This window comes from Gemmatimonadota bacterium (genome assembly GCA_026706845.1).
In the GTDB taxonomy this organism is placed as follows: Bacteria; Latescibacterota; UBA2968; order UBA2968; family UBA2968; genus VXRD01.
Genome location: JAPOXY010000057.1, coordinates 18697 through 43610 on the forward strand (window position 1 = coordinate 18697; position 24914 = coordinate 43610).

The following is a 24914-nucleotide window of genomic DNA, read 5'->3' on the forward strand; positions in this document are numbered from 1 at the left end:
CTCTACTCGAAGATTTCCACCCGGCGCAGCAGGCTGAAAAGGCCGGTCAGGCCCACAGCGACGAGCAACACCACGACAAACGAACAGGCGGAGGCAACGCCGATCTCGTCGTAGCTGAAAGCCCGCTGGTAGATATAAAATTCACTCACGTAAGTGGTGAAGCCGGGCCCGCCCCGGGTCAGTACAAAGATATAATTGAATACCCAGCTAAATAGCTGAATCATCATAACACTCGTGTAAAACAGAATCACCGTACTCAGCTGCGGAACCGTGATGTAATAAAGCGTCTGCCACCAGCCCGCCCCATCGATACGCGCACTTTCGTAGAGTTCGCCCGGAACCTGCATCAGGCGGGCCAGGAAAAGGACTATGCCCAACCCCAATTCCCGCCAGACGATCACACCCCCTACGGTAAAAAAAGCGAGCTGAGGATCTCCCAGCCAATCCTGGCGCAGTCCGCCCAGTCCGGCGAAATCGAGGACCCTGTTGACCAGACCGCGATACTGAAGGATATAACCAAACGCGATGCCGGTAACCACAACCGGTATCATGTACGGGAGAAAGATGAAAAACCTGTACACCTGCCAGCCTCTGATCCGCTCGTACAGAAGAGACGAAAAAACCAGAGACAGAACAACGAGAATCGGTATTAGAAAGAACAACCCAACATTGTTCCACAACGCCTGCCAGAAGATCGGATCGCCCAGCAAGCGCTGGTAGTTGTCCAGCGCCGTCCACACACCGGTCCCTCTATGCCGCAGGCTGAATTCGATAACCTTTGCCATAGGGTATGCATACACGAAGGCGAGAATGGCAAGGGCGGGAACGAGAAAGGTGTACCCCGCACGATTTGACCACTGTATCATCACACGCTGTCTCCTGACCTGCATACGCTACCTGGTCTCAGAAGCCCAGGTCGTGAGTTCTTCAACCATATCCACGTTCGAATCCCGCCACCGGTTGAGGAACTCGTCCACCTGCCCTGCAGCCCGATCTGCAGATAGTGCTCCGGCGAACAGGGACTGCACCGCCGGAAAAAGATTTTCCCGATCCATCTGAGGCGGCCAGTAGTTCTGGTAATTCGTCATGCTCTCGCTCTCCATCCACGCGGCAATTGTGCGATCCTGCGACCGCACAAGCCTGCTGCGATCAAAGCGCCCGTCGGGTGGAATTGCTCCCGACAGGGCATGCATCCTATCCAGTCGTTCAGGGGTATGAAAGTAACAAAGCAGATCGGCCGCTTCTTCCTTGTAATCCGACCACGAAGTCACAAGCAACTGCTGTGCCGTATTCGGCATCCTACCCGCCAGCCTGCCGCTCCCGAACCTGGGAGGCAGCATGACACCCACGTTCTCCTCTCCCAGCATCTTGCTGAAGTAACTCACCTTGGTCTGGCCAGCAACGGCCATCGCCGCTTCTCCAGCCAGAAACAGGTTTTGAGCCTGATAGTATTCCAGCGAAGAGACATCCCGGTTGAAAACGCCCTTTCGAATCATCTCCTCCACGCGGTGTAGCCAGCCTGAATACAGAGGATCGATAAACGGAACCTCGCCGGTAGCGGCCTTGAGAATATCGATAGAATCGTCCAATTCTTGCAAAATGAAGAGGCTGCTAAAATTTCCAATACCGCTCAGACCCTTCACACCATATCCCCACGGCACAAAACCGGCAGCCCGCAGGCGATCTGCTGCCGACAGGAACGCATCCCAGGTGCGAGGCGGATGATCGGGATCCAGGCCCGCCCGGGCAAAAGCTGGCTTGCTGTAAACGAGCAGGAAGGGAAGCGCATACCAGGGAAGCCCGTAGATTTTCCCCTGAAAGGCGGTCTCTCGCAGACTGTCGGGAAAAACAGGCTCCAGGTCGTCCTTGCTCAGCAGGTCGCTGATCGGATGTACATACCCCCGCCAGACGAACTGCATCGTGGATACCCCACCCCACATATACTGAATATCGGGGCCCTGTCGGGCCTGTCCGGCGGAGGCGAATGACGGATAGAGCGATTCCGTAGCCTGCAGCACGGTTGCAATCTCAACGCCCGGATGCACCGCCTTGTATCGGTGAACGGTCTCTCGCACCCACTGCTGCAGACCCGGCGTCTCCTGTTCGCCCCACCACCAGACGGTGAGATGAACCCCCGGTGCGGCCCGGACACTGCCGGGCGTCAGCCAGACAACCAGAGACAGACCTGCCAAGTCGGCAGTTGCTCGACCGCTCCTTGCAAGGAACTCCCGCCGTGTCACTCCTCCATTACTCACTGGCTCAATCTCCTTATAGCTCGTCTGAGTTCTGGTGTGCAGTCGGTAGCGGTCCAAATCGCTTGACGGCGTCGCTTCTATCCACGATATCCGGCACCTGGACCGGCCTGCCCTCGTAGATCGACTGCACCGCACAGATCGCCCCGGCGCAGGACCGGGCGCTCTCATAGACGTTGCACGGCGGCTGATAGTCCTCCAGGATGGCATTCACCAGATCGAGGTCGGCCAGGTACTCTGTGCCGCCGTGGCCCACCCTCCTGGAGATATCCTCATCCACAATCAGCGGCGGCACTTCGATTTTCACCATCCCGTGTTCCGACTGCTCCTTTGAAGCCTCATCCTCCTGTTTGACGGACATCGTGTACATCCACCCATAAACGCCCCTGCTATAATTCGGATCTTCGTCGACAAAGCAACCATAGACACCCGGTCCATCGGGAGGAGGGGGCACACGGCCAGAGGTCTCCAGCGTGCCCTTCGTCCCGTACACGGCGGCATACTCTATCGTGGGCCGCTTTGGCCCCTTTGAACAGACGCATCGGGCAATTGCACCGCTCGCCGTTTTGAAAAGCGCTACTTCGTGATCGTACACCTGTCGATAGGGCATATTCTTCTTGTTCCCGTACCCGAACACCTCGACGAATTGTTCTCCCATCAACCAGTACGCATTATCCACGGCGTACAGACCACCGCCGGCGCTGATCGATCCCTGAGCCAGTTCTCCCAACCCCCATCGGAAGGTCGGAGAACCATCCTGCCGGATGGTAATTCCCTCAATGTCATGGACATATTCCGTCTCTACATAGTAGATTTCTCCAAGCTTCCCCTGTTCGATCAACCGCTTCATATGCACCGTAGGTGCCATCCACCGGAGCTGATTGTCCATCTGGACCTTCAGATTGCGCCTTTCAGACATATACACAATCTTCCAGAGCGTCTCCAGGGACTGGTTCTCCATTGGCACCTCAACCATAACGTGCTTCCAGTGGTCCAGTGCTGCCAGGGTGTGCTGCCCGTGCAAGTGGCAGGGTGTGCAGAGGGCCACCAGGTCCACATCCTTTTCGGCGAGTACATCGGCGTATCGAGTGGTCCACTTGCCAATGCCGTGTTCCTCTGCTGCGGACCTGGCCCGCTCCTCAACGACGTCGCAGACCATCACCACTTCCGTCTGGTCGATGTACTCGTTGAACACCCGAACGTGTGACCTTCCATGGCCCATCCCGACCACAGCAACCTTCAATGTCTTTGCCATCGCCTGTTTCTCCTTTGATCAAGGTCAACCGCCCAAGCGCGTGCCATATAGCTTTAGTCTGCGTGGATATGGTGGCCGCTACCGGGAAACCAGATCGCATCCACGAGAATTGTCAGGGCGACTCCCAGCGCCCAGCCGACCAGGATGCCGATAAAAAACGGCCTGGACCGCCTGTAGAGCGCCGCGTCCCCGATCTTCATAAAGATCCATTTAAACGCCCAGGCCAGAAAGATGGAAAAGGTCATTCGGTAGCTGAAATAGGTGGATGAAATCGCAAATCCAATCGGATGGATCGGCCAGCCCGGAAACCGGTACCGCAGGAACGTCATCACTGCCATAACCCCGGCGCCGATCCAGAAGAATTGCAGCTTCTCCCAATCGGTCGGGAATGGCGATTGCATATACACGACCACGTCGTTGAGGACCTTCGGCGCAGCGGAATTGATCTTCCAGGAGTTAAAGTTGTAGGCCCCGTGGGCATACCCCAGATAAAGGGTTCCCCACACCGAGCAGAGCAGAGAAACAAATAGCGCCAGGCCGGTGCAGACCAGAATTCCCTTGCGGGAACGTGCGGCCACATCCGCCACCTTCCCCACATGCGTCAGCACCGGCATGAACAGCCCCGTCCCACGGGCCACTAAAGAGTATGTGAAGGCCAGGGCGGTCAGGCTGGCCCCCGAGGTTGTCTCGGTCCCCAGCACATACAGCGTGGAATACTGCGCCGTCATGGGTGCTCGCACATAAGCCAGGCCGGTCTCGACCACGATCCTCGACACTCCGATGTATATGACGAGAGTAGAAACCGTCAACACCAGGGCCATCTTGTAGCTCATTCCCGCGCTGTGCAGCCATAAGAGAATGAATACTATACCCAGAATAAATCCAAAGACGGCGGTCCGATAAGACATCATCTCGTCGCTGTTCCCGGCGAGACGTGCATCTCCGAAGGCACTGCGCACCATATTCCTCAGGTGGTGCCGCGCCGTCCACAGCACCCAGAACACCATACACCAGAATGCCCCCCAGCACTGCCAGCCGGTGGCCGCGCTGTAGGACGACCAGTACGCCCCCTCCCCAGCGCTGTAGCCGATGCGGTTGAAGATGGAGGCCTCGACAATAAAGATCAGAAAGAAGAACCAGATACTGAACAGCACCTCTAAGTTCGCAAAAAAACCGAACGCCATCGCAAAAAAGTGGATGTTCAGGTTTATACCCGGCGCACCCGGGTAAAGAACGACGTTTCCCCCACCCAGGGGAATGGCCGGGAGGCCCGGGACAAGATAGGTCAGGATGTTCCAGCAGACGATCCCGAACGGAATCACCGCCCCGGCCCAGAACAGCTTTCCACGCATAAATTCCGGCTTGAAGCCAACTGCTCCAGATTTTGTCGCCATCTCGATTCCGACACTCACCAGGGGGTAGCCCAGTTTCTCGTGATGGATCCACTGTCTTCTCAATGCCACCACGATGCACGCCGAAACCAGCGTCACCGCCGCGATGAAACAGACCCACCAGAATAGGGGGATCACCCACACTTCCCAGGGAATACGTTCCCCTGTTGGCAAACCCTCGAAAAACCACGTCATCGCACCGGTCTGGTCGGATGGGGCCAGCCAGTCAGAGATGTAGTTGTGAAAATATGGCTCCCATCGGTTCTCCGGCGAGGCAAAGTAGTACGGAGAGGAAATGATCGCCAGCCAAAAGCCCGTCAGTTGCCATGTCGGCAACACGCTTCCGGCCATCACCATCGCCAGGATGATCAGCAGTTCGAAGGGCGAAAGCGGGCGCACAAAACCCAGACGACCCAGAACGACGTTCAAAATAACCAGGACCAGGAAGCACAGAAAGGCAATCAAAGGAAAATGACTCAAGTTGAGATACGAGGAGCGAATCACGTACTCATCATAGGTCAGAAACAGACTGGCGAAGGCCGCGAAGAGAACGCCCAGAATCACCGATCTGGTTGTAATTCCCTCCTTCTTCGCGGGTGAGGACAGGTGCGCCTCATCTACGGCAGTCGATTCAATCGTCGCCCTGGAGGGAACAAAAACTGGTTCTCGGCTATTCATAACCTATCTGCCCTAATGTCCATTTTTTTTCATCGTGGGCGGTAATAACTCAAACGATAAACTTCAACTCGCTCTCTTTTCCAGCACCCACCTTCGCAGAATGTTCCTCAAAATTCAACATGTCAAGCAGGCTCACCCCCTCTTCCATCTTTGTGAGCAACAGCCCTTCCTTTTTCTGGATATCCTCGGCAATCGGAATAGCCTTTGACAATTCAGCGGTGGTTGCCACAACAACACCATCGTCGTCGCCGAAAAGAATATCACCCGGATGCACGATCACGCCTCCACACGAGATTGGTATTTGTGTCTCGAATATCTTGGAAGTGGTACCGGCAACGGGATAGATTGAACGGGCATAATACGGAATAGGTAAGGTGCGTATCTTTGCCGTATCCCGGCAGGGACCGTCGATGACGACGCCAGCCAGTTGCTTGCGCATGGCCTCAGTCGGAAACAATTCGCCCGTCAGCGCCCTGCGACTGCCCTGGGAATCGATGACAAGAACCTCATCCTGCTCGGCGTCTCTCAGCGCTTTGACGACCGTAAGAAAGTCTTCGTGGCAGGTCACAGTGTGTGCACGTCCGATGAGCTTGAGGCCAGTGGTGATTGGACGAATGGCAGAATCGACAGCCCTGAGGTCCTTATTGGCATCACATATGCACGCGGTATCGAGAAGGGACAGACGCCGCTTGATCTCTTCAAAATCCATCAAATTGACCTCCTATTTTATTTTTTTCTTCAATTGTCTTCCCATAGATCAAGACCTAATAGTGTTCGTCCCAGGGGAGACAATTTTGCTGTCAGGCCAAGTTCGTGTTCCTTTTCTTTCCGGAGTTCCCAGCGCTTACCGGTTACTTCGATAACCAGACCCGCCAGGCGATCTCGCCAGGCCTCAATCCGATGGTCCCGTGCTTCTTCATCTTCTTCTTGAGCGGGATACATAGTGATGTATTGCGCTACTCTCGGAAGATCGGCCGTATTTGGACTGCTTCCATGAGGCAACGCACTGTGCCAGATAATGAGATCTCCCGCCCTGCCTGGAATTGACCGCACGCCCAGACTTTCGATATCCTGCTGCCGGGGGTCGGCATCCGGCGGCAGGTCCTTCAGCCACGCCTTGATCTTTCGGTGAAAGCCGGGCACACAGGAGAACGCCCCCTGGTTGGGGGCAGTATCCGTTAGATAGAGCACACCCTGTACCCAAAATTCGATCGGCAAATCCAACGACGTATCCCAATGGAACCTGCCGGAGTATTTCCAGTCGTCCCGTTCCGGTGGATTCATACTGGCTCTATCGATGCTAACCCACAGCTTCTTCGTCCCAAAAATCTCGGCGAACGCCCGATAGACGCGGGGATTCTGGCGGTTGTTCCAGAGGGTCTGATCCTGGTACATTTCGACCATAATACTCGCGCGGGGAGGATTCGGGTACCAGCTTTCTGGATGATCGGGACTCATCCCCAGAAAATCCCAGACTTTTTGTTCGGCTGCTTTGACCTGATCTGGGGGAACGGCATTGGGAATAACAACATAACCGTTCTCTTCCCAAAAGGTTCGGTCTCCTGTGCTTAAGATGGACATTCCCTCAATCTCCTTCACTGTGGCGGCCGACGACTCTTCCGCCACAACCATCAAGCATCTGCAAATTCATACAGAAGCGCAACCGCCGACTTTTCGCATGCCCGCAGGCCCTCCACTTCGAAATACTCGTTAGGGGCGTGCAATAACCAGCCGTGACCGAGTCCCGACATCACAAAGGGCATGTTCAACGGGGGCTCGCTGAACAACACTTGCGGAGCCGTTCCAGGTAATATAGGCACAACTCCAGGCTCGGCGTCTAATCTTCTGAGGGCTCTGACAGCGGCTTGCGCGATATGCTCTTTCGGCGATGTCCTGGCCGGATCGTATCCGGTCACAAATCTCAGTTCGATGTCGCCATACCCATGCCGGTCCAGGTGGGCGCGTACCTTGTCCAAAATCTCCTGGACAGTCATATCCGGCACCAGCCGGATGTCTATCTTGCACATCGCCGAAGCAGGCACAATCGCCTTGGGTCCGGGCCCAGTGTAGCCGGACAGAAAGCCGTCGATATTCAGGCCAGGCGCAAAAATCGCTTCTCTGACAAGATCCAGGCCATCAAGCCCTTCACGGAATTCCGTAATACCGTACATCTCCTTGAAGGCACGAGGGCCCCAGATATCGAGCAGATCGGTGAGCAGGCGCTCATCATCCTCAGTGGGAAGCCGTACATTCTCATAAAAACCATCAATCACAATTCGATCGTCGGCCCCGCGCATAGAATTAAGTGCCCAGATCAGTCGCCACACCGGGCTGTTGACCACAGGCCCGACCATGGAATGCGCATCAGTCGGCAGTGTTTTGACTGCCAGCTCAAAATAGGCAATGCCTTTGAACCCCAGACTTACCTGCGGATGGCCTTTAACGGTCTCCAATGGGAGATGGTAGTACATCGCATCGGCCGTCTTCAACTCATCTGTGTACTGCTCAATAAACTGAGGCAGATGCCGACTGCCCAATTCCTCCTCACCGTCTATGAGAAAAATGAGGTTGACGGGCACATCACCCGTGACAGCCTGAATAGAATGGACGGCGTGAATAAAAGCCATCAGCGGTCCCTTGGTGTTTATGGCACCTCGGGCAATGATACGGCCATCCACAATCCTGGCCTCAAAGGGCGGCGAATCCCAGGCCTCCAGCGGATCTACCGGTTGGACGTCATACATGCCATAGACCAGAAGGGTGCGATCGCTATTGCTGGACATCAAATGGCCGTACACTACGGGATGACCGCCTTTCAGAGGGACCAGCCTCGCGTCTGCACCCAGGTCTCGCAGCATCTCTGCGGTCATTTCGGCACACTTCTGTATCCCCAAATTCTCCGTTGAGATGCTGGGTTGGCGAAGATAGCGTTGCGTAGCTGCCAGATGATCGTCGAAATGTTGATCAACATATTCGAAAATCTGTTTAAGTGTATCCTCTGCCATTTTAACGCCCTCCTGATCAAATCTACGGATACATTTTGTCCTCTAATGCATGCTCTGTCGGCAGGTAATCGCATGTCCCCCGGCCACCATCCACCAGGATAACCTCGCCGGTGATAAAGCGCGCGGCTGAGGATGCCAGAAATACAACGATCCCTGCGACATCCTCCGGCTCTCCGATGTGCCCGAGGGCAACGCGCTCGGCCTGTGCCTTTTCAACGCCGGGCGTGAGCGCATCGCCCCAAATGTCGGTCCGAATCGCACCGGGTGCCACGGCGTTGACTGTAATCCCATACTGTCCCAGATCCCGGGCACAACACCGGGTAAAGGCCTCCATCGCACCCTTGGAGGCGCTGTAGGCGGCTCTCGCAATCCAGCCCAGGCGGGCGTTGAGCGAACTGATATTGATGATCCGTCCACCGTCCCCAACATCGACCATAACCCGAGCCGCGATTTGCGTGCAAAGAAAGCACCCCCGGGCATTCACCGCAAAAATCCGCTCCCAATCGGCATCGGTTGTATCGAGAACGGATACGGCGACATCTATACCGGCGTTGTTGACCAGAATATCGATACCGCCAAAACGTTGAACCGCTGCATGGACCATGGCCTCCACCGCTGTGCGATCCGACACATCGGCCTGGATCGCCATAGCCTGTCCTCCATCCCGCTCAATCTCGATCACAGCACTTTCGGCCGCCTGAGCATGGGCGGCGTAGTTGACCACCACCGCCGCACCCTGGCGCGCCAGTTCTCGGGAGATCGCCCGGCCGATTCCTCGTCCCCCGCCGGTCACCACGGCAACGCGATCTTCCAGACCTTGAAGAGGGAATGGTTTTGTATCGTTCTCCATAATTCCGGCCTCCAGGACAATTTATGAAAAATCGGCACCTCAAAGCTCCGCACTCGACGCTTCCCCATAGGGCAGTGGATAGAGCGGTTTCATCTCATCGTGTCGATCCGCAATCTGTGGGATAGAGATCGGTCGATGCGCCACCTTCGACTCGTTGACCGCAACTGCTCCGGCACATGTGCGCGCCGCTTCATAGACATTGATTTCCGACATACAATCGTTCTCGATCGAGTGGATCAAGTCCATCCAACTGAAGAATTCCACACCGCCATGCCCCACCTTCCTGACCATATCTTGGGTGATCCACTCCGGTAGTGGAACTGGCGGCACCTCAATCGGACGCATCTCGTAAGGCCCGGTATAAGGCTTGGGTCCGGCGCCGTCCTCCACCAGACATCCGTAAAGTCCCGTACTGTCCGGGGGCGCAGGCAGATACCCCGTAGATTCGATCGTGCCCTTCGTACCCCACACCGATTTTGTAATTTCCTTGTAGGGACGCCTCGCTGCCTTTGAACACTGGACCCGTGCAATCGCCCCGGAGGCCGTCCGAAACAGAGCCACATCGTGGTCGTCCACGTTCCGGCTGGGCAGATTCTTGCGATTGCCGTAGGCAAAAACCTCCGTGAAGTCCTCTCCCAGAAACCACCGGGCCGTGTCCACAGCATAGATACCCGCTCCGGCAGACACAGATTCCTGTGCCTTCACCCCGTAGCCCATCCGAAAACCCTCTTTTTTCATGAGTCCGCCTCCGCCCTGCTGCCGAATATCCTGTAAATATTCGCAGATCACGTAATAGATTTCCCCCACATGGCCATCGTCGATCAACTGCTTCATCTTCACTGACTCCGGGATCCACCGGTCCGGGCAGTCCATCTGGACCTTCAGATGCCGGCGTTCGGCCATCGTGATAATTTTCCAGAGCCGTTCCATGGACTCGTTTTCCATCGGCGTCTCAACCATCACATGCTTGCCGGCATCCAGCGCTGCCAGCACCATCTGCCCGTGGATATGACAGGGCGAACAGATACACAGAATGTCCAGGTCCGTGTCCGAAAGCAAGTCCGCGTAATGCGTGGTTGTCTTGCCTATGTCCAGTTCTTTAGCCGTGTTCTGCAGCCGCTCCTCGTTCACATCACAGATCACAGCGCACTCGGTCTGCTCAAGGTATTCGTGGGTTAGACGAACATGGCTTCTTCCGTGACCGAGCCCGACCACACCGACCTTGTAAGTCTTCATTTCCAGCACTCCCACCTTTAAATGAATTCCTCAAAAAAAACTGGTGTCCCTTGGATATCCGTTTGATTCAAGAATACGGTCAAGGACCACCAGAAAAAAATGAGGACAGAAATACGAGAACAGTCCGCAAAATCAACACCGGGGGTTTGGATCTCTCCATGCCCCCGGCGTTAGGCATACCATTACAGACGCCTCAGAACGTCCCGTTCACCGTGAATCTCAAAGGTGCGTTGAAGAATTTGCTATGGGTGTAAGCGATATCTACACTGAGCGACGCCGCACCGAAAGCCCGCTTGAGCCCGGCGCCGACGCTGAAATCCTCGGCGTCGTAATTCCACTTGTATCCCCCCCTCAGTGCCAGTGTATTGGCCAACCACAGTTCAGCACCCATGTGAACGCGTCCTTCGTAATCAATCGCAAACACGTTCTCTGCTGAAAGTGTTAGATAAGTGGGATCTCCCACCTTCCCGATCACCTCCATGGCCCCGGCGATTGTGTAAACCACCGGCATAAAAGAGCTCTCTGCGATAACGGTGTTGTCCTGCCCAAAGTTCTTCAGGGTCATCGCTAACCGGAAAGACTGGAAACCAGTGTAGAAAAGCGTACCGACGCTGGCGTCAAAAGTCGTATTCGAATCTTCGAACAGAGACTCTTGAAGGTACCTGAAGTTTGCACCGAAAGAGAGCCTATCGGTGAACTGGTAGGCATAGGCAACACCAAACGCGATGTCGTCCCCCTCTACCATCTTGCCGGTGCCCATGGGTTCGAAAATGGTCGTCTCCTCAAATGGCTTCGTCCGAAACGACACCATGCTGATCCCGAAGACCGAAGCACCGAAACGATAAGCCACGGCACCCGAGTAGAGTTTTGAATCGGCAAACCAGCGATTGTAAGAAAAGGTATATGCAGCCCTCTCGATGTGGGTCAGGCCAGCCGGATTCCAGAAGATGCTATTGATATCGTTAGAAATAGCCATATACGCAGATCCCATCGCCACAGGGCGAGCCGATTGGCCAATTTTCACAAAGTAGAACCCGGTCGTGCCCAGTTTCTTGAAGATGGCCTCTGCATCCACGGCCAGAAGCGGCCCCATCAGTGCGGCCAAAGTGGCTATCAACAGACTGCGTCTCATTTTTATGCCTCCTTTCATGGTCGCACGGTTATTTGACAATCATAAATGTCCCTGTCTTCTTCTCGCCCTCGCTCCCCGGCATCAGCGACTCCACCACGAAGAAATACTTTCCCGTCGAGACCTTCGACGCGAAATTCAGTACCACCTGATTCCAACTCGTCTCTCCCCGAATCGGGGACCTTGTCCGCACCGGGTTATCGACCACCGCGACCAGATCTCCAGAGACGGTAAAGATCGAGATCTTGCACCTTCGGGGCACATTCACAAATCGGATCTCTTCGCTACCGCCCGGGTAGCGGTGGATGTCGTCGAGTCTGAATGGGTTGGGCACCACAATCACCGGATCCTCGAATCGGTCTTTCTTATCGGAGGCCACCACAAAGGGTATGCTTTGCAGGTGCGTCCTCGTTTCGGGCGCGCCGTGACCACTCTCCAGGGAGGGAATCGCCATTCCTGTGCCGTTCCAGTCGGTGTGCCCAGTGTCGTAGCTTCGGACAGAGTACCAATAACTGAACCCCGCGAGCGAGGAGGCATCCTTATAGCTGTGCGTGCCGGTCTGGAGGTCCACCAGAAGCTCCCAGGGTCCCATAGATGTGAGTTCTGACCGGTAAATCCGATAGCCAGCTACATCCCGCGCCTCGGCGGTCCCCATATAGTCGGGGTCTTCAGCGGCCTCTGCGTCGGCAGACCAGGACAGCAGGTTGTTCCCGTCCTCGTCGCTTTCCACCGTGAATCTGATGTCGGGCGGCGCGTCGGGGATATCGTAGTTGTTGGCGTAGGCAAACCGGGCCCGATCCAGGTGCTGGGCCAGTGCCCGTTCACCGTCGGGCACCTGAGCCTGAGCTCCCGGCTGTCTACTCCATCCAAAAATGTCCACTGTTTCTCCTGAGCTTGCAAATTCGGCTCCGGTGCCAGCTACCCAGGCCACCACGACCTTGGCTTTGTCGCCGGGGCCCAGATCGTAGGGACCATAGGTCTGAGCGAAGCCCATGTTCATAAGCTCTGTGGGATTGTCCTGGGGGTGCTTTGGCGAGATGGGGCGCATTCCCTGCCCGGTCATCTCCAGGTAGATCTCCTCGTCGGACATAGGATGCTCCGGCGTATCGATGTCGTCCAGGCTGCGGATTTGCCACCAGAAGGGGAAGGCTGGCTGGTCGGGATTCTTCGGTGCTACATAGACCTCGTCGTCCTGGGCGAACCCGTCGGTCGGATCGGCGTCTAACAGGGCCAGCCCGATATACTGAAATGCCCGGAGCTGCCCTTCCTTGAGGAGGCCGGAGTTTCGGACATTGCCCGGGGCCTCGGCCAGCCGGGCAGGCTCACCCGTGTCATCGGCCTGGTCAAAGGGGTAGTCGCCGTCATAGACGTACTGGATCTTTTTTCCTCTCAGATCCGCGTGGCCATCGAAATTGGGCGCTTCGCTGTACTTGAACCAGTCGTCCTGCACCCGGGGGCTCACATCCTCCCAGCCGCTGGTCCAGCCCGTCCACATATGCCCTGCCCGGGAGACTCTGGGCAGATTGAAAAATGAAAGGTATGTATCGTTCAACTGCTTCGTCCCGGTATTCTCCAGAATGACCTCTTGAATGATGAAGTCGTCGTAGTCCGGGTAGCCCCACGCTTTGGCCTTTCGAGTCACGACAATCCCGGTTTCGGTGCCCCACTGCGTAATCAGGATTTCTTCGGGTTGGGTGTCGTTGGGAATGTACCGGTTGTAGTCGAAGTTGTGGATCTCCGTCACATCGTTGACCACCGGCGGTGCTCCTGGCCAGTAGTTGGCCGTCACTGCTCCAGTCGCCGGAGAGACCGTCCGTACGCCCAGGTCTTTCTCAGGACCGGCGGAGGCATCGTAGGTCATCGGCACGATATCCTCTGTGACTATCCGGGGATTGGACATCGACACATTGTAGAAGCCGTTCTCGTCCTTTGTCAGCACATAGATCCCCTCTCCCTGGCTGGTGTGGGTCGAACGGTCCGCAAAGTCGATGCTCTCCTTAACTCCCCAGTAGTCTTCAAAGTCTCCCTCCAAAATGGGAGCACCGGGGTACATCAAGCCCGCGTCCCACAGTCTCGTCCAGCTCCTGGTCATGCCCTCGGTCTTACCCTGGATGCCGTTGCTGCGATAGCCCGACCAGAGCAGTCCCCGGGTCAGGTTCCGCATCGGCGCAGCCTGGGCCCAAAGGCTACACGGCAGGAACAACAGCGACAGCACCACAGGCCAGAAGCCTATTCTCACTATTCGCATCTTGAAACCTCCTTGTGATAATAAGGAGCGCCTGGGATCGGGCCACAGCCTGTGTCCGCCTCAATCCCAAGCCCTGAGATATAAAACAGAGTTGACCTGTCAGAAGGACACCATCACTCCCAGCTCGATCTCTCTTGGAAACCCGGCATATCGGCTCAGTTCTCCGGTATCGCCGAACTGTTTGTACGTGCCGCTGTCGGGCCTTGGCCGATCCAGACCGTTTTTCCACCAGTCCTCAGCCGGCCTGGGCTGTAGATCGCGCTGGTTAAACAGGTTCCTGACGTTGAAATAGAATGTAGAGCGCACCTGGTTGCGGATCTGGAACCGCTTCACAAAGGCCAGGTCGGTCCGGGTATGCATAGGTCCGAACCACCACTTCGGTGGCTCGCCAGGCAGTGCGAACCGCCTAGCCCTCCCCTCCTGCATCCGATAGACCATCGTGACGCTGATGTCGCCCCACACCGGTCCATAGTCCGTCGGCGAGTGATAAACAAACACCACCGATCCGAAACCCGGCCGTTCGGTCCCAAAAGTCCCCTGTGCTGTGTTCCGTCCCCGGGGGTTTACGTTAAACTGTTTGTAGGACCACATGCCTGGCCAATCCTCCATTTCTTTGATCTCGGATTCCTTGAGCGGGTCGTAGTCCGCCGCGGTGCCATTCTGTATGGCCCGGAGCCGTTCGTTGGCCCGATGGCCGAATTCCTGGATCTCCTCAGCGGTCAGCAGCACCGGTACTTCCGCTCCGGAATCGCTGCTGTTCACCTGCCCGTCGCCGTTGGTGTCCCGGGAGTGCGTCACATAGTAGTTGGATCCGGTGGCGACCCAGTTCGAGTCGGGCACAAAGTAGGTCCTCCACCACCCGGACTGGCGTGCGGCCGACACCCACTGCTTATTGTACGAAACCAGGAATGAGAACCCGTGGCTGAGATTCTTCCTCAGCGACAGTTCGATGCCCCGGACGTCCTCATAGGAGTTATTCCTCCAGTCGGCCCCACCGCGTTGGGGAGCCTGCTTCTGCGGGTCCCACCAGTAGCTATTGCCGTAGAAGAACTGATCCGTCCCACTCTTGTAGAAGACCGTCAGAGAACTTATGTAGTCCCCGACAAAGTTCCAGTCGGTCCCGACCTCGAAGCTGGTGGTCGTTTCATACTTAATGTGGTTCCAGAATCCGGACCAGTCCCGCGAGTCCGACTGGTTCCCGACCTCTGTCGGGTCGATCTGTCCGTTGTTGTTGAAATCCGCTGCCCGGGCTCGACTAACCCATCCGTATTGAGCGATGTACCATGTGGAGGGCAACTGGCGGAACACTCCGAAAGAGTAGCGGATCGTAGCTCTGTCGGTGATCGGGTGTGAGACTCCAACCCGGGGACTCCAGGCCTGCAGGGCCTTGGCATCCACCAGAGGGATGAGCTGTTGGCGCGTCCACGATTTGGTCATCGGCGCCATCGACCAGAGTCCGTGTTCGCCCTGAGGCACCTGGGTGCCCCAATCCAGTCGGTCATAGCGAGCGCCCACGTTCAGGACCAGCCCGTGAAACTCCATCTTGTCCTGGATGTACCAGGACGACTGGATGGGTTCCCACGGCGTATCCCTGGTATATGGCTTCCCGGCCACGCGCAGGGCAAAACTCGTCATACTTCGCCAGCGTTCCCATACGGTCAGCACCTTGTCGAACGCGACCTCAAACCCACTTTTGACGAAGTGCCCCTTTGTGATCTGGCTGGAGAAATCGAGCTTGAAGTTGACCCGTTCTCGCTTCGTAAGCTGATACTCGGTTCTCGTCGAGGGAGCGGCCGTGAAGTAGCCGTCCGCGTCCCGGCGAATGTCCTCGGTAATGCCTTCTCCGTATTGATCTACCGGTACGTTGGTGGTGTCCTGGTTATCTCGGAAAAAGGAAAGCTTCGCCTCGTAAAATGTCTTGGGCGTCAGGATGTGGGTCAGCGATACATAGACCAGGTCGTTTTTATACTTGACCTGCCCGGCCCCACTCCCCTCAGGGAGAAAGATGTCGCGGCCCAACTGCCTTCTGGCGCCTGAGCCTCCCCAGTAGCTTCCTGAACGGCCGTAGATGCCCCCCACGCCCACCTTGAATTTTGAGCGCGCGATCCCGGTCAGTTTGTAGGAGGTCTCAATGTTGCCAGGAGAGGCAATCCAACCCGATTTTCGGTCTGGGTAGAGGTAGAAGCCGCGCTGTTTGCCCTCTGGAAATATCGCCGCCAACCCCCGATACCTGGCCGAGGTAAAAAAGGAGGCATTTTCGATCACCGGTCCGGATAGAGTCCCCTCTATGCGGTGGCCGATCACGCCGGTGTAGTCGATCCGCTCGTGCACCCTCCGTCCGGTCACCGGATCGGTTTCGCCCGTCCAGTTCGAATCGTTCCACTTCATCTTATCTTGATAATAGGGGCTGTCATAGACATTGCTGCCCCAGTGCTTTTTCCCGGCCGGATTCAACAGGTAATCCAGGCTGCCGTGGAAGTCCCTGCTCCCTTCTTTTGTCACAATGTTGACAACACCCGCCTGGGCGTTGCCGAACTCAGCCTCCATCCCGCCTGTAACCACAGCGAGTTCCTGAACAGCACTGGAGTTGACGCTCTGAAAATTTCGGCTGGCGTGCGACCGCCGCTCCACATTGACTGCAGACATGGGTACTCCATCGACGTAGTAAACCACGTCACTGCTCCCAGAGCCAGATGACGACGTGTCTCCACCCCGGATCGACGTGTCTCCGTCCAGACCGACCCCGGCCAAGAGCTCAAGCACCTGTTCGGTGTCCTTGACGATGGGAGCGACCTCCTCGACGTTGGAGTTGTCCAGGATGTATTTGGTGGTTGTCCTATCCGGCTCTACTGGAGGCCGCTCAGCAACGACCACGATTGCGGTCATCTCCAGGGCGGTCTCCTTCAGGGTAAAATCTACAGTTGTCGTGAAGTCAGCGATGGCCTGGACGTCCGTCTTGGAAATCTGATCGTAGCCGATCATGGACGCTGTCAGCGTGTAGGTCCCCGGATTCACCAGCAAGATCAAGTAGTCCCCATCTGGCCCTGTGGTGGTACCCTGTGAGGTGCCCTCGATGATCACATTTGCCCCGGGCAACGCCTGACCGTTGCTGTCCACGATCTGACCTTTGATCTTTCCCGTGGTTCCGGCAACTGCCTGCTCAGAGGTCACCGAGAACAGCAGCAGAAAGGCGAATACAATCCAGAAAACACGATCACTCTTCATATTCTTCTCCTTTTATTAACAGGTTCCGGATCACATATAAAACTTCACTCCAGCCCCGATGTCGAACAAGTGAAACGGATGGGTCTTTTTCACACCCCAGTTCAGGAAAGGCCTGAGTTCCCCAACGATCACATTGTAACTCACACGCAGGTCCAGGGCAGCCTTCGGTCCCAGGAAGATCTGCATCCCAGCCCCACCGCTTACACCCAGCGCTGTCCGCGTATCGTCGATCGCCTCCAGGAGCAGGGTCTGATCCAGCGTAGCTCCCCCTTGTTCGGGAAAGATGAGTCCGCTCACCTTAGAATGGTAGTTGTGGAACCCGGCTCCAACGGTAAGATAGGGAATGCTTCCTTCGCCTTCGAACTTCTTATCCTTTAAGGCGAAAAGCCAGTTGACCACCAGGCAGTTAAAGGTCATATCGGACTTGGCCTGTGGACTTGTGTAGTCCCTTCCATCCTTGAACCGAAACGTCCGCTCTTCGAGACTGCCGCCCGCAAACTTCGAGTAATAATACTCCACTTCCACGATCCGTGCCGGACTGGTTACAAAGTGCGCAGCAGCCCCAAGCTTGAATCCCTCGGTGTACATATCCCTGAAGTTAAACAGCGGCGAATAAAGCTCGGCGAATACGCCGAACCCCCCTCTGTGGCCCTCTTCCTGAGCCACAGCAAAAGCCGTGGGCGATAATACCCACAAAAGAATCCATAAACCCATGATCCTTCTCATAAACACCTACTTTGAAAACACGCAGTCATTTTTCGATCAACCCACTCGTCTCAGATGATCTCCCTTTCCGGACCCAGCCGATTGTAAAACTGGGGGATATAGACCTTCCGGCCTCCCTCGTTGATCGAGATTAGCGAACTGATTGCCGCAGCGCAGCTCTTTGCCGCCTCATAGACGTTGATAAATGGCAGTCTGTCGTCTAATATCGCGTCCACGAAGTCGCGGCAGTTGTGGTACGTCCCGCCGCCGTGACCGGTTCTTTTGGCAACCTCGGCATCCAGTTCGAGCCCCACCAACTCCAGGGGCTCAATCTCTCCGGGAAGCCCGCTCTCCTCCTGTGCATGTGCAATACCGAGCACTCCATTATGCCGATCTCCCTCAACGGCCGCCCTGGTGCCGTATAGCGACTTGTAGAGGTTGCAGCCGGGCCAGGCCATCGCCTTGCAACAGGCAATCTTTACCGTCACTCCACCGGTTGTCCTGAAAATTGCCGTCTCCCAGTCGTTGACTGTCCGATATGGCGAGTAAATGCGGTTTCCCAACCCGACCACCTCGGTGAAATCCTGCCCGATGATCCAGCGGATGTCGTCGATCGCGTGAATGCCGCCGCCGGAAGAGATGCTCTCCTGCGTCGTCGTACCGAACCCATCCCGCCAGGTCTTTTTCCCATCTCTTACAAACAGGTACACCAGGCTGTGTGTATATTCAGACTCGGCGTAGCATACCTCGCCGATTGTGCCATCTTTTACCAGCCGCCTCAGGGTGATCGTGCGTGGATCCCACCGGCTGTTCTGCTCCATGGCCAGCTTCAGGCCCGTTCGCTCTACCGCCTTGACGATTTCCATGCACTGGTGCAGCTTGTCGGCATTCTCCACCATCGGAATGGTCGTCAGGATGTGCTTTCCCGCCTCCAGGGCCGCCAGACACTCATCTCCGTGGCGAAATCCCGGCGTGCCCGTGCATATGAAGTCCACGTCCTGGTCAGCCAGCAGGTCTCCGTAGTCTGTATAGACTCGGGGCACCCCGTATTCCCTGGCCAATTGGTTCGCTTTTTCCTCGTCTATATCGCATACCGCAGCGACATCCACTTCGTCGATGTATTCGTGGAATGTCCTCAGATGCGACTGCCCGAATCCAAGCCCCACGATCCCCGCCTTCAAGGTAGCCATCGATTCCCTCCGACAGATAACAATCTCAAGTCACGCAAATGAAAACGTTACAACAAATGAGCCTCAGGCAATACGATTTCTTTCTAAAACGCACCAACCGTTCTATTCTATATTTCGTTAAGTTTCGCTAATCTTCACATTTAATTAAGTTTTTCTAATTTCTACTTGACATAAAAATCTATCTTTCTGATATTGAAAGGCGCAATGAAGAGAAATTATAATATTTCCTCACATTGTTCTGGCCATTAGCTCCTCCGTCCAAGGTTTGGTAGCTAATGGCTTTTTTATATGCGCCTTTCGGCTGAGCTTACTGCGTGCGTTTTACCCATTGCCTCATGCCGGTATCGAAGTGATCCCACACTGCCTGCCGCATCCCATTAGGATCACGCGCCTTCAGGGCGAGGAAGATCCGCTCGTGGTTCTGGAAGTGTTCCAGGTCAATGCTCTCCCAGTCCCACCACTCGCGGTGCGCCGTAACGAAAAATTCACTCAGTACTCGTCCAAGAGCCTGAGTCGCCAGGTTCCCCGTTGCTTCGTAGGTCGCAAAGTGAAACGCCCAGTCGTGCGTGTAAAACTCGACAGGACGCTCTAACGCCTCCCGCATCGCTTCCAGGTGATGCTCCATCGCTTCCAACAGATCTTCAGTTACGCGCTCTATTACCATCTCCACTATTCCAATATCCACCGCCCGCCGCAATTCGTACATCTCTATAATCGTCTTTTTATTTATAGATGGAACAAAGCTCAGATACTTAAACAAAGCCTGCGGGTCGAACTCTCTGACACTGATCCCATGCTTGGGACGAGCTTCCAGAACGCCTATTGCCTCTAAGATCTTGACCGCTTCTCGAACGGAGGCACGACTCACACCAAACGCTTCTGCCATCTCTCGCTCTGTGGCCAACCTGTCTCCGGGCATCAATCCATTCTGCAAAATATGGTTCTTGATTGCACCGATGATCCTCTTACTCAGATTTTCTTTTTCAATGCTATTAAACAAATCCCATTCTCCCGACCTTTCATTGTACAGATATTGGTTTACAAAACCAGCTATATCATTATATGGTATAATGGTCAGACCATTAGTAAAAATAATACACTCATTCACATCCTCTGTCAAGGATTTTTTGATTCATATAGGCTTCGGGATGAAATGTTTGAGGAGAAGGTATAAACAGTTGACCTCTTGTGAATTGGTGAACCTTACTCTTTGGAAAGGTCTGGCATCAGGTTGCCGGAATGACGGGAAATACGATGTGAGACGGATACTGTCTCGAGTGATGTACGGTCTGACGAGCCGGGCGCATCTCTGTATCGGTGCCGAATTCGTGGCCGGTATTTGGGTTGCGGTCAAAGCGCGGGAAGTTGGACGAAGAAATTTCGACACGGATGCAGTGGCCTTTCCGAAACACGTTGCCGGTGACACTGAGGTCGATTTCGTATTCGTAGATCTGGTTGGGTTCGAGCAGGGTTGGGTTGGTAAGGCTTTCGCGGTAGCGAGCACGCAAGATGCCGTCGCAGAGGTTTTTGGCGTAACCTGCGGGGGAGACATCTACCAGCTTGGCCGTCCAGTCGGTGTCCGGGCCGTCGGTGGCGGCGTAGAGCACGGCTTTGATTGGTCCGGTGACTTCCATGTCGGCTTCCAGGGGGGCCGAGGTGTAACAGAGTACATCGCCGCGCATCTCGACCGGGCGCTGATCATAGGGCCCCCAGGGCACGATGTGGGGCGAGCAGCAGTTGTTGCCACCCAGGGTCTGGACGGGGTACCGTGGGTCGTAGATAAAGTGGTCCAGAGTCTCTCCTTCTGTGAGGGTGGGAGACAGGCTCCCGTCGCCGAGCAGGGTGTTGGCACTACCGCGGGAATGGAGGTACCATTTCTGCCACCGGGTGCGCGCCAGGGGCCATTCGTTTTCATCGCGCCATTCGTTGGTGCCCATGATGAAGATACGCAGGGGCGGTTCATCTACGATGCCGTTGTCGATGCCTTTGAGCCAGTAGTCGAACCAGCGCAGTTCCAGAGCCTCTAAGTCCACCATTGAGTGGTCGCCGAAGTCGATGTCGCCTGTTCGGGGGGAGGCGCTCAAGACGTGGGGCCACGGCCCGACGATGAGCTTACTTTGCCGGGCTTCGGGGGTGCGGCCGTGCTGCCGCAGACCGTTGAAGTTGGTGAAGGTGTTTGCGGCGTAGAGGTCATACCAGCCGCCCATGTTGAATGCGGGGACAGCGATGTCACCCCACCGTTTTTCGTCATTGATTTCGTCCCAGTAATCGTCGTAGGTAGCGTGTTGAATCCAGTCTTTCCAGAAGCCGAGGTTGCGCCCAGCCTGTTCGTCCATTTCTATGAGGGGGAGATAACGAAAGGCTTCAGTCCAGTTGTGGTATTCGATGCTCTGGGCAGTGCGAGCGGTAGTACGCATGCCCCAGGTCATGAGGACGTTGAGTTGAAGGGCACCACCGGGATAGACCAGCCCGCTGAAGTAGTCACAGCAGATGACGCGAGGGGCAATGCAGGTGAGATACTGGCTTCTGTGCGGCGCGCTTTGCCACTGGACCAGGCCCAGGTACGAAGCACCGGACATGCCAATTTTGCCGTTGCTCCATTCCCGGCGACCGATCCATTCCTGGGTGTCGTAGCCGTCTTTGTCTTCCCGGAAAGGATAGTCGTTGCCCTCCGAGTCCCAGCGACCGCGACAGTCCTGCATTACACAGGCGTAGCCGCAGTTGGCCAGCCGCCGAGCTTTTTCGATCATGATATCGGTGTTATTGCTGTAGGGAGTACGCATCAAGACAGTGGGGAATTTTCCCGTGGCTCTGGGGAGGTAGATATCGGCGGATAGGTTAACTCTGTCCCGCATCGGGACTTTTACGTCCAGTTGCATATCTACGTCGTAATTGGGTTCCATGGGGGCTCCTTCTGACATGTATCCATTATCTGTGTAAAACGCTCAAATCACTCGCGTTTTTTCTATTTCCATCGGTGGTTGCTTTATGAATCATCCAGGCTAATGCTCCTTTGAAGCAGGCTTGTTTTTCGACCGTCTTCCATAGTGGAAGCCGATCTCGCGTGTGGCCGTCTCACCACTCACCAGGTCCGTGATTGTCACTTCCAGGACGTTGATACCGGGTTTGGTCTTGCTCAAATCCAGCTCTACATACTCATTTTCACTCGATTCCGATCCGACCTGCTCGTAGGTCACTGAGACCTGAGGTTTCTTGCTCCTGAGGAGGGATCGGAACCCTGAGGCAACCATTCCGACAATCCCCACCGAACCTTCGGGGCTAAACCGAACCAGATATTGCATCTTGTAGCGGGTCTGACCGAAAGCGTCTTTATTCAGGTTGTAGATCTCGAAATAGGCATAGACCTTCTGATCCGATTTGTAGGCACGGGAGGGCATCGGCACCACCCAGATATTGCCCTTCCGAAATCTGTCATTCGATCCTTTATCGCCAATGGTAGAAGCGAGCTCAATGTCGCTCATCTGGAGCGTCATCGACCGGTAGTCCTCAATCTCCAGCGACTGTTTATAGACCCCGACGTGTCCTGCGATCAGGTCCTTGAGTTGAACCTGAAGTTCGTATTTTCCCGGTGGCACCTGGACCTGAAGCACGTCGGGGACAAACGTCCCCTTCGCCCAGTCGGATTCTCCGGTATTTCGATAGGAAAACGTATCTGTCGTTCGGTAGATGTTGGTGTGGCCTTCGTCCGCCAGAGCCAGTGCGGCCTGCACATGGACCATCGAACCCGTGTCCTTTTCGACGAATTCTAATTGTTTGGGTGAAATGCCGTAATAGACTTCGAGCGTGGTCTGCCCATCGGGGCCTCGGAAGTCGGCCAGGTCGTAGTAGAAATGGAGAGCAGAGCCTCGGAGGCTGGGACGGTAATAGTCCGGGGTTGCGCCAACAGTCCTTTCAAAGACGAGTTTGGGCGCATATTCGAGCATTCGCGCCGTGTATTTCAATTGTCTTTGTCCCGCAGGAATCGGGGGAAGCGGAGCAAAGTCGTAAGTGCGGTTGCCCAGTTCGTCGGTAAAGGTAAACTCGATGCCGTTCTGGATCTGTGTATAAGTCCAGGTCTCCCAGGGGACTGTATTGATCTCGTTGTCGATTGTGAGGGGCGTATAGCCCTGGAAATTGAGACGAGTCTTTATATCCAGGATATCATCGGAAAGGCTCCCGAGTTCATCTTCTTCTTGTGGGGTGGGAATATTCTGCAACATAAGGCGATCCAGATACGAATCCGTCGATCCCGAAAGCGCTTCAACATTCTCATCATCCAGGGTGGGATCTCCAACGGCTGTCCCTTCAGCCATCTGACGAGGGTCAACGGTGATGTCATCGGACAGAGCGTCACGGCGCGTCCGGACCGGGAAGACCGGTCCGGTAAAAGTCAAATAGTTGGCCTCGGGTCCATACATATCCACCGCCATCCGGGTGCGCACGGCCTCAACTTCGGCACTCACACTGAGTTGCCTCAGGTCGGACCGCGACCTGAAGTCGGGTTCCCCATAGCGGATATAGACCTCTCCCCGCCGGTCCCAGGGATAGGGTCCCGCAGCGAAGAAGCTGCGGGCATACCACACCCGGCGATAGTGCTCGATGATACGCTCGTTGACAGGGGTCAGGATATCGGAATCCCGACGCATCCAGAACCGTTCCAGATAGGCCTGGCGCTTCGCAGCTTCAGCGATAGCCCGATAATCGTCGAGTTCCTTCCTGGAGGCCACGAGTGAAATGTCCGTATAGATATGGCGTTCCCCTTCGTCCAGATTCTGTAGATAGCGTTCGAAGTATTCCAGGGCGGATTCGAAGCGCTCATGGAAGAAATAGCCCTGGGCCACCAGGGGGAGGAGCCGGAACTCCTGGGGATTGGCCTCAAGGTAAGGGATGAGGTAGGTGTTAATCTTGTCATATTGCCTGGCCCGCACGCAGGAAAGCCCGAATGCGTAGAGGCCATCCGGGTCATCGGACACCAGTTTGACGTATTTTAAATAGTATCCAATTGCCTTTTGGTGATCCCCCCGAAAGTTTTCGTAGGCCTCTCCGAGAAGCAAGTAGGCCGGGGCGTAAGCCGAATCGATCTTGGCCGCCCGCTTACCCTCGCCCACAGCACGTCGGAAATTGTAAAAGGCCGCCAGTCCTTTGCCAGGCATCTTGACGTGAGTCAGCCCCAAACCCACGCGGGCATCGGGGAGGTTGGGATTGAGTTCCATGGCCGCGGAGAAGGCATCTTTGGCTACCTCGAAGTCTTCCTTCTTGAGGGCTGCGTAGCCGAGCCGGATCTGAAGGGCGGCGTCTTTCGGGTATGCCTCGGCCAGGCGGGCAAATGTATCAACGGCCTTGCCCAACTCGCGCGCTCGCACCTGCTGCTCCCCCAGGGTGATCATAGAGTCCCGCTCGGCTTTGGAGAGGACTTGTGGTGCCGCCTCGGACGGTAGATCCTGGGCAGAGATGGCAAGTGTGAGGATCCAGATTGACGTCCAAAAGGGGACCCAAAAAGAGAAAGTAAAACGCCGAAATCCGACAGAAATTCCCATCGTACACCTCCAGTCTCTCTAAAACCACCAGGATTTTGACTGTAAAGGTGGATCCTTCTCTGACTATCATCACATTTACAGAGCTTCAGAATAATATAAGGTTTGCTAACAGGGGAAGTCAAGCGGCAGGTACAATCCGGTCTCGTTATATTGCTGTGTTCTCGTGAAGTTTTGGATGAAAAAACTCCTTTTGAAATTTTTTAAAAAAAGCTA

The 24914-nt window shown here is 55.5% G+C and carries 17 protein-coding genes; all 17 read right to left on the minus strand.

The window, feature by feature from the left end; all coding sequences use genetic code 11:
- Positions 1-2 precede the first annotated feature (2 nt).
- The 17 genes from OXG87_05525 to OXG87_05605 all read right to left on the minus strand — a co-directional run bounded on the left by OXG87_05525 (position 3) and on the right by OXG87_05605 (position 24701).
- Entirely contained in the window at positions 3-866 is an 864-nt protein-coding gene (locus OXG87_05525) for a sugar ABC transporter permease (protein MCY3868998.1), read from the minus strand.
- Between the two features lie 27 nt (positions 867-893).
- Positions 894-2255 carry an extracellular solute-binding protein gene (locus OXG87_05530; protein MCY3868999.1) on the minus strand — a complete coding sequence of 454 codons (1362 nt, stop codon included), beginning with the start codon at positions 2253-2255 and terminating at the stop codon, positions 894-896.
- A gap of 13 nt (positions 2256-2268) precedes the next feature.
- A complete protein-coding gene (locus OXG87_05535) occupies positions 2269-3507 on the minus strand; it encodes a Gfo/Idh/MocA family oxidoreductase (GenBank protein ID MCY3869000.1) in 1239 nt (412 codons plus the stop codon).
- 53 nt (positions 3508-3560) lie between these two features.
- Positions 3561-5576: a hypothetical protein gene (locus tag OXG87_05540; GenBank protein ID MCY3869001.1), complete on the minus strand. Its 2016-nt coding sequence runs from the start codon at positions 5574-5576 to the stop codon at positions 3561-3563.
- A 49-nt stretch (positions 5577-5625) separates the two neighbouring features.
- Complete coding sequence (locus OXG87_05545; GenBank protein ID MCY3869002.1) at positions 5626-6285, minus strand: RraA family protein; 660 nt, start codon at positions 6283-6285, stop codon at positions 5626-5628.
- A gap of 29 nt (positions 6286-6314) precedes the next feature.
- Complete coding sequence (locus OXG87_05550; protein ID MCY3869003.1) at positions 6315-7157, minus strand: phytanoyl-CoA dioxygenase family protein; 843 nt, start codon at positions 7155-7157, stop codon at positions 6315-6317.
- A gap of 50 nt (positions 7158-7207) precedes the next feature.
- Entirely contained in the window at positions 7208-8581 is a 1374-nt protein-coding gene (locus tag OXG87_05555) for a M20/M25/M40 family metallo-hydrolase (GenBank protein ID MCY3869004.1), read from the minus strand.
- A 22-nt stretch (positions 8582-8603) separates the two neighbouring features.
- Complete coding sequence (fabG, locus tag OXG87_05560) at positions 8604-9431, minus strand: 3-oxoacyl-ACP reductase FabG (protein MCY3869005.1); 828 nt, start codon at positions 9429-9431, stop codon at positions 8604-8606.
- 39 nt (positions 9432-9470) lie between these two features.
- Positions 9471-10667, minus strand: a complete 1197-nt coding sequence (locus OXG87_05565) for a Gfo/Idh/MocA family oxidoreductase (protein ID MCY3869006.1) — start codon at positions 10665-10667, stop codon at positions 9471-9473.
- Positions 10668-10860: 193 nt separating this feature from the next.
- Entirely contained in the window at positions 10861-11799 is a 939-nt protein-coding gene (locus OXG87_05570) for a PorV/PorQ family protein (GenBank protein MCY3869007.1), read from the minus strand.
- A gap of 28 nt (positions 11800-11827) precedes the next feature.
- A complete protein-coding gene (locus tag OXG87_05575; protein ID MCY3869008.1) occupies positions 11828-14044 on the minus strand; it encodes a hypothetical protein in 2217 nt (738 codons plus the stop codon).
- A 99-nt stretch (positions 14045-14143) separates the two neighbouring features.
- Positions 14144-17269, minus strand: a complete 3126-nt coding sequence (locus OXG87_05580) for a TonB-dependent receptor (GenBank protein ID MCY3869009.1) — start codon at positions 17267-17269, stop codon at positions 14144-14146.
- Positions 17270-17299: 30 nt separating this feature from the next.
- Complete coding sequence (locus OXG87_05585; protein MCY3869010.1) at positions 17300-17995, minus strand: hypothetical protein; 696 nt, start codon at positions 17993-17995, stop codon at positions 17300-17302.
- 50 nt (positions 17996-18045) lie between these two features.
- Positions 18046-19164, minus strand: a complete 1119-nt coding sequence (locus OXG87_05590; GenBank protein ID MCY3869011.1) for a Gfo/Idh/MocA family oxidoreductase — start codon at positions 19162-19164, stop codon at positions 18046-18048.
- Positions 19165-19471: 307 nt separating this feature from the next.
- Positions 19472-20164 (minus strand): FadR/GntR family transcriptional regulator, encoded by a 693-nt coding sequence (locus OXG87_05595; GenBank protein ID MCY3869012.1) that lies wholly within the window; start codon positions 20162-20164, stop codon positions 19472-19474.
- Between the two features lie 226 nt (positions 20165-20390).
- Positions 20391-22067, minus strand: coding sequence for a CocE/NonD family hydrolase (locus tag OXG87_05600; protein MCY3869013.1), 1677 nt, complete (start codon positions 22065-22067; stop codon positions 20391-20393).
- Positions 22068-22166: 99 nt separating this feature from the next.
- On the minus strand, positions 22167-24701 hold the full coding sequence (locus OXG87_05605) for a GWxTD domain-containing protein (GenBank protein ID MCY3869014.1): 2535 nt from the start codon (positions 24699-24701) through the stop codon (positions 22167-22169).
- Between the last annotated feature and the right edge of the window lie 213 nt (positions 24702-24914).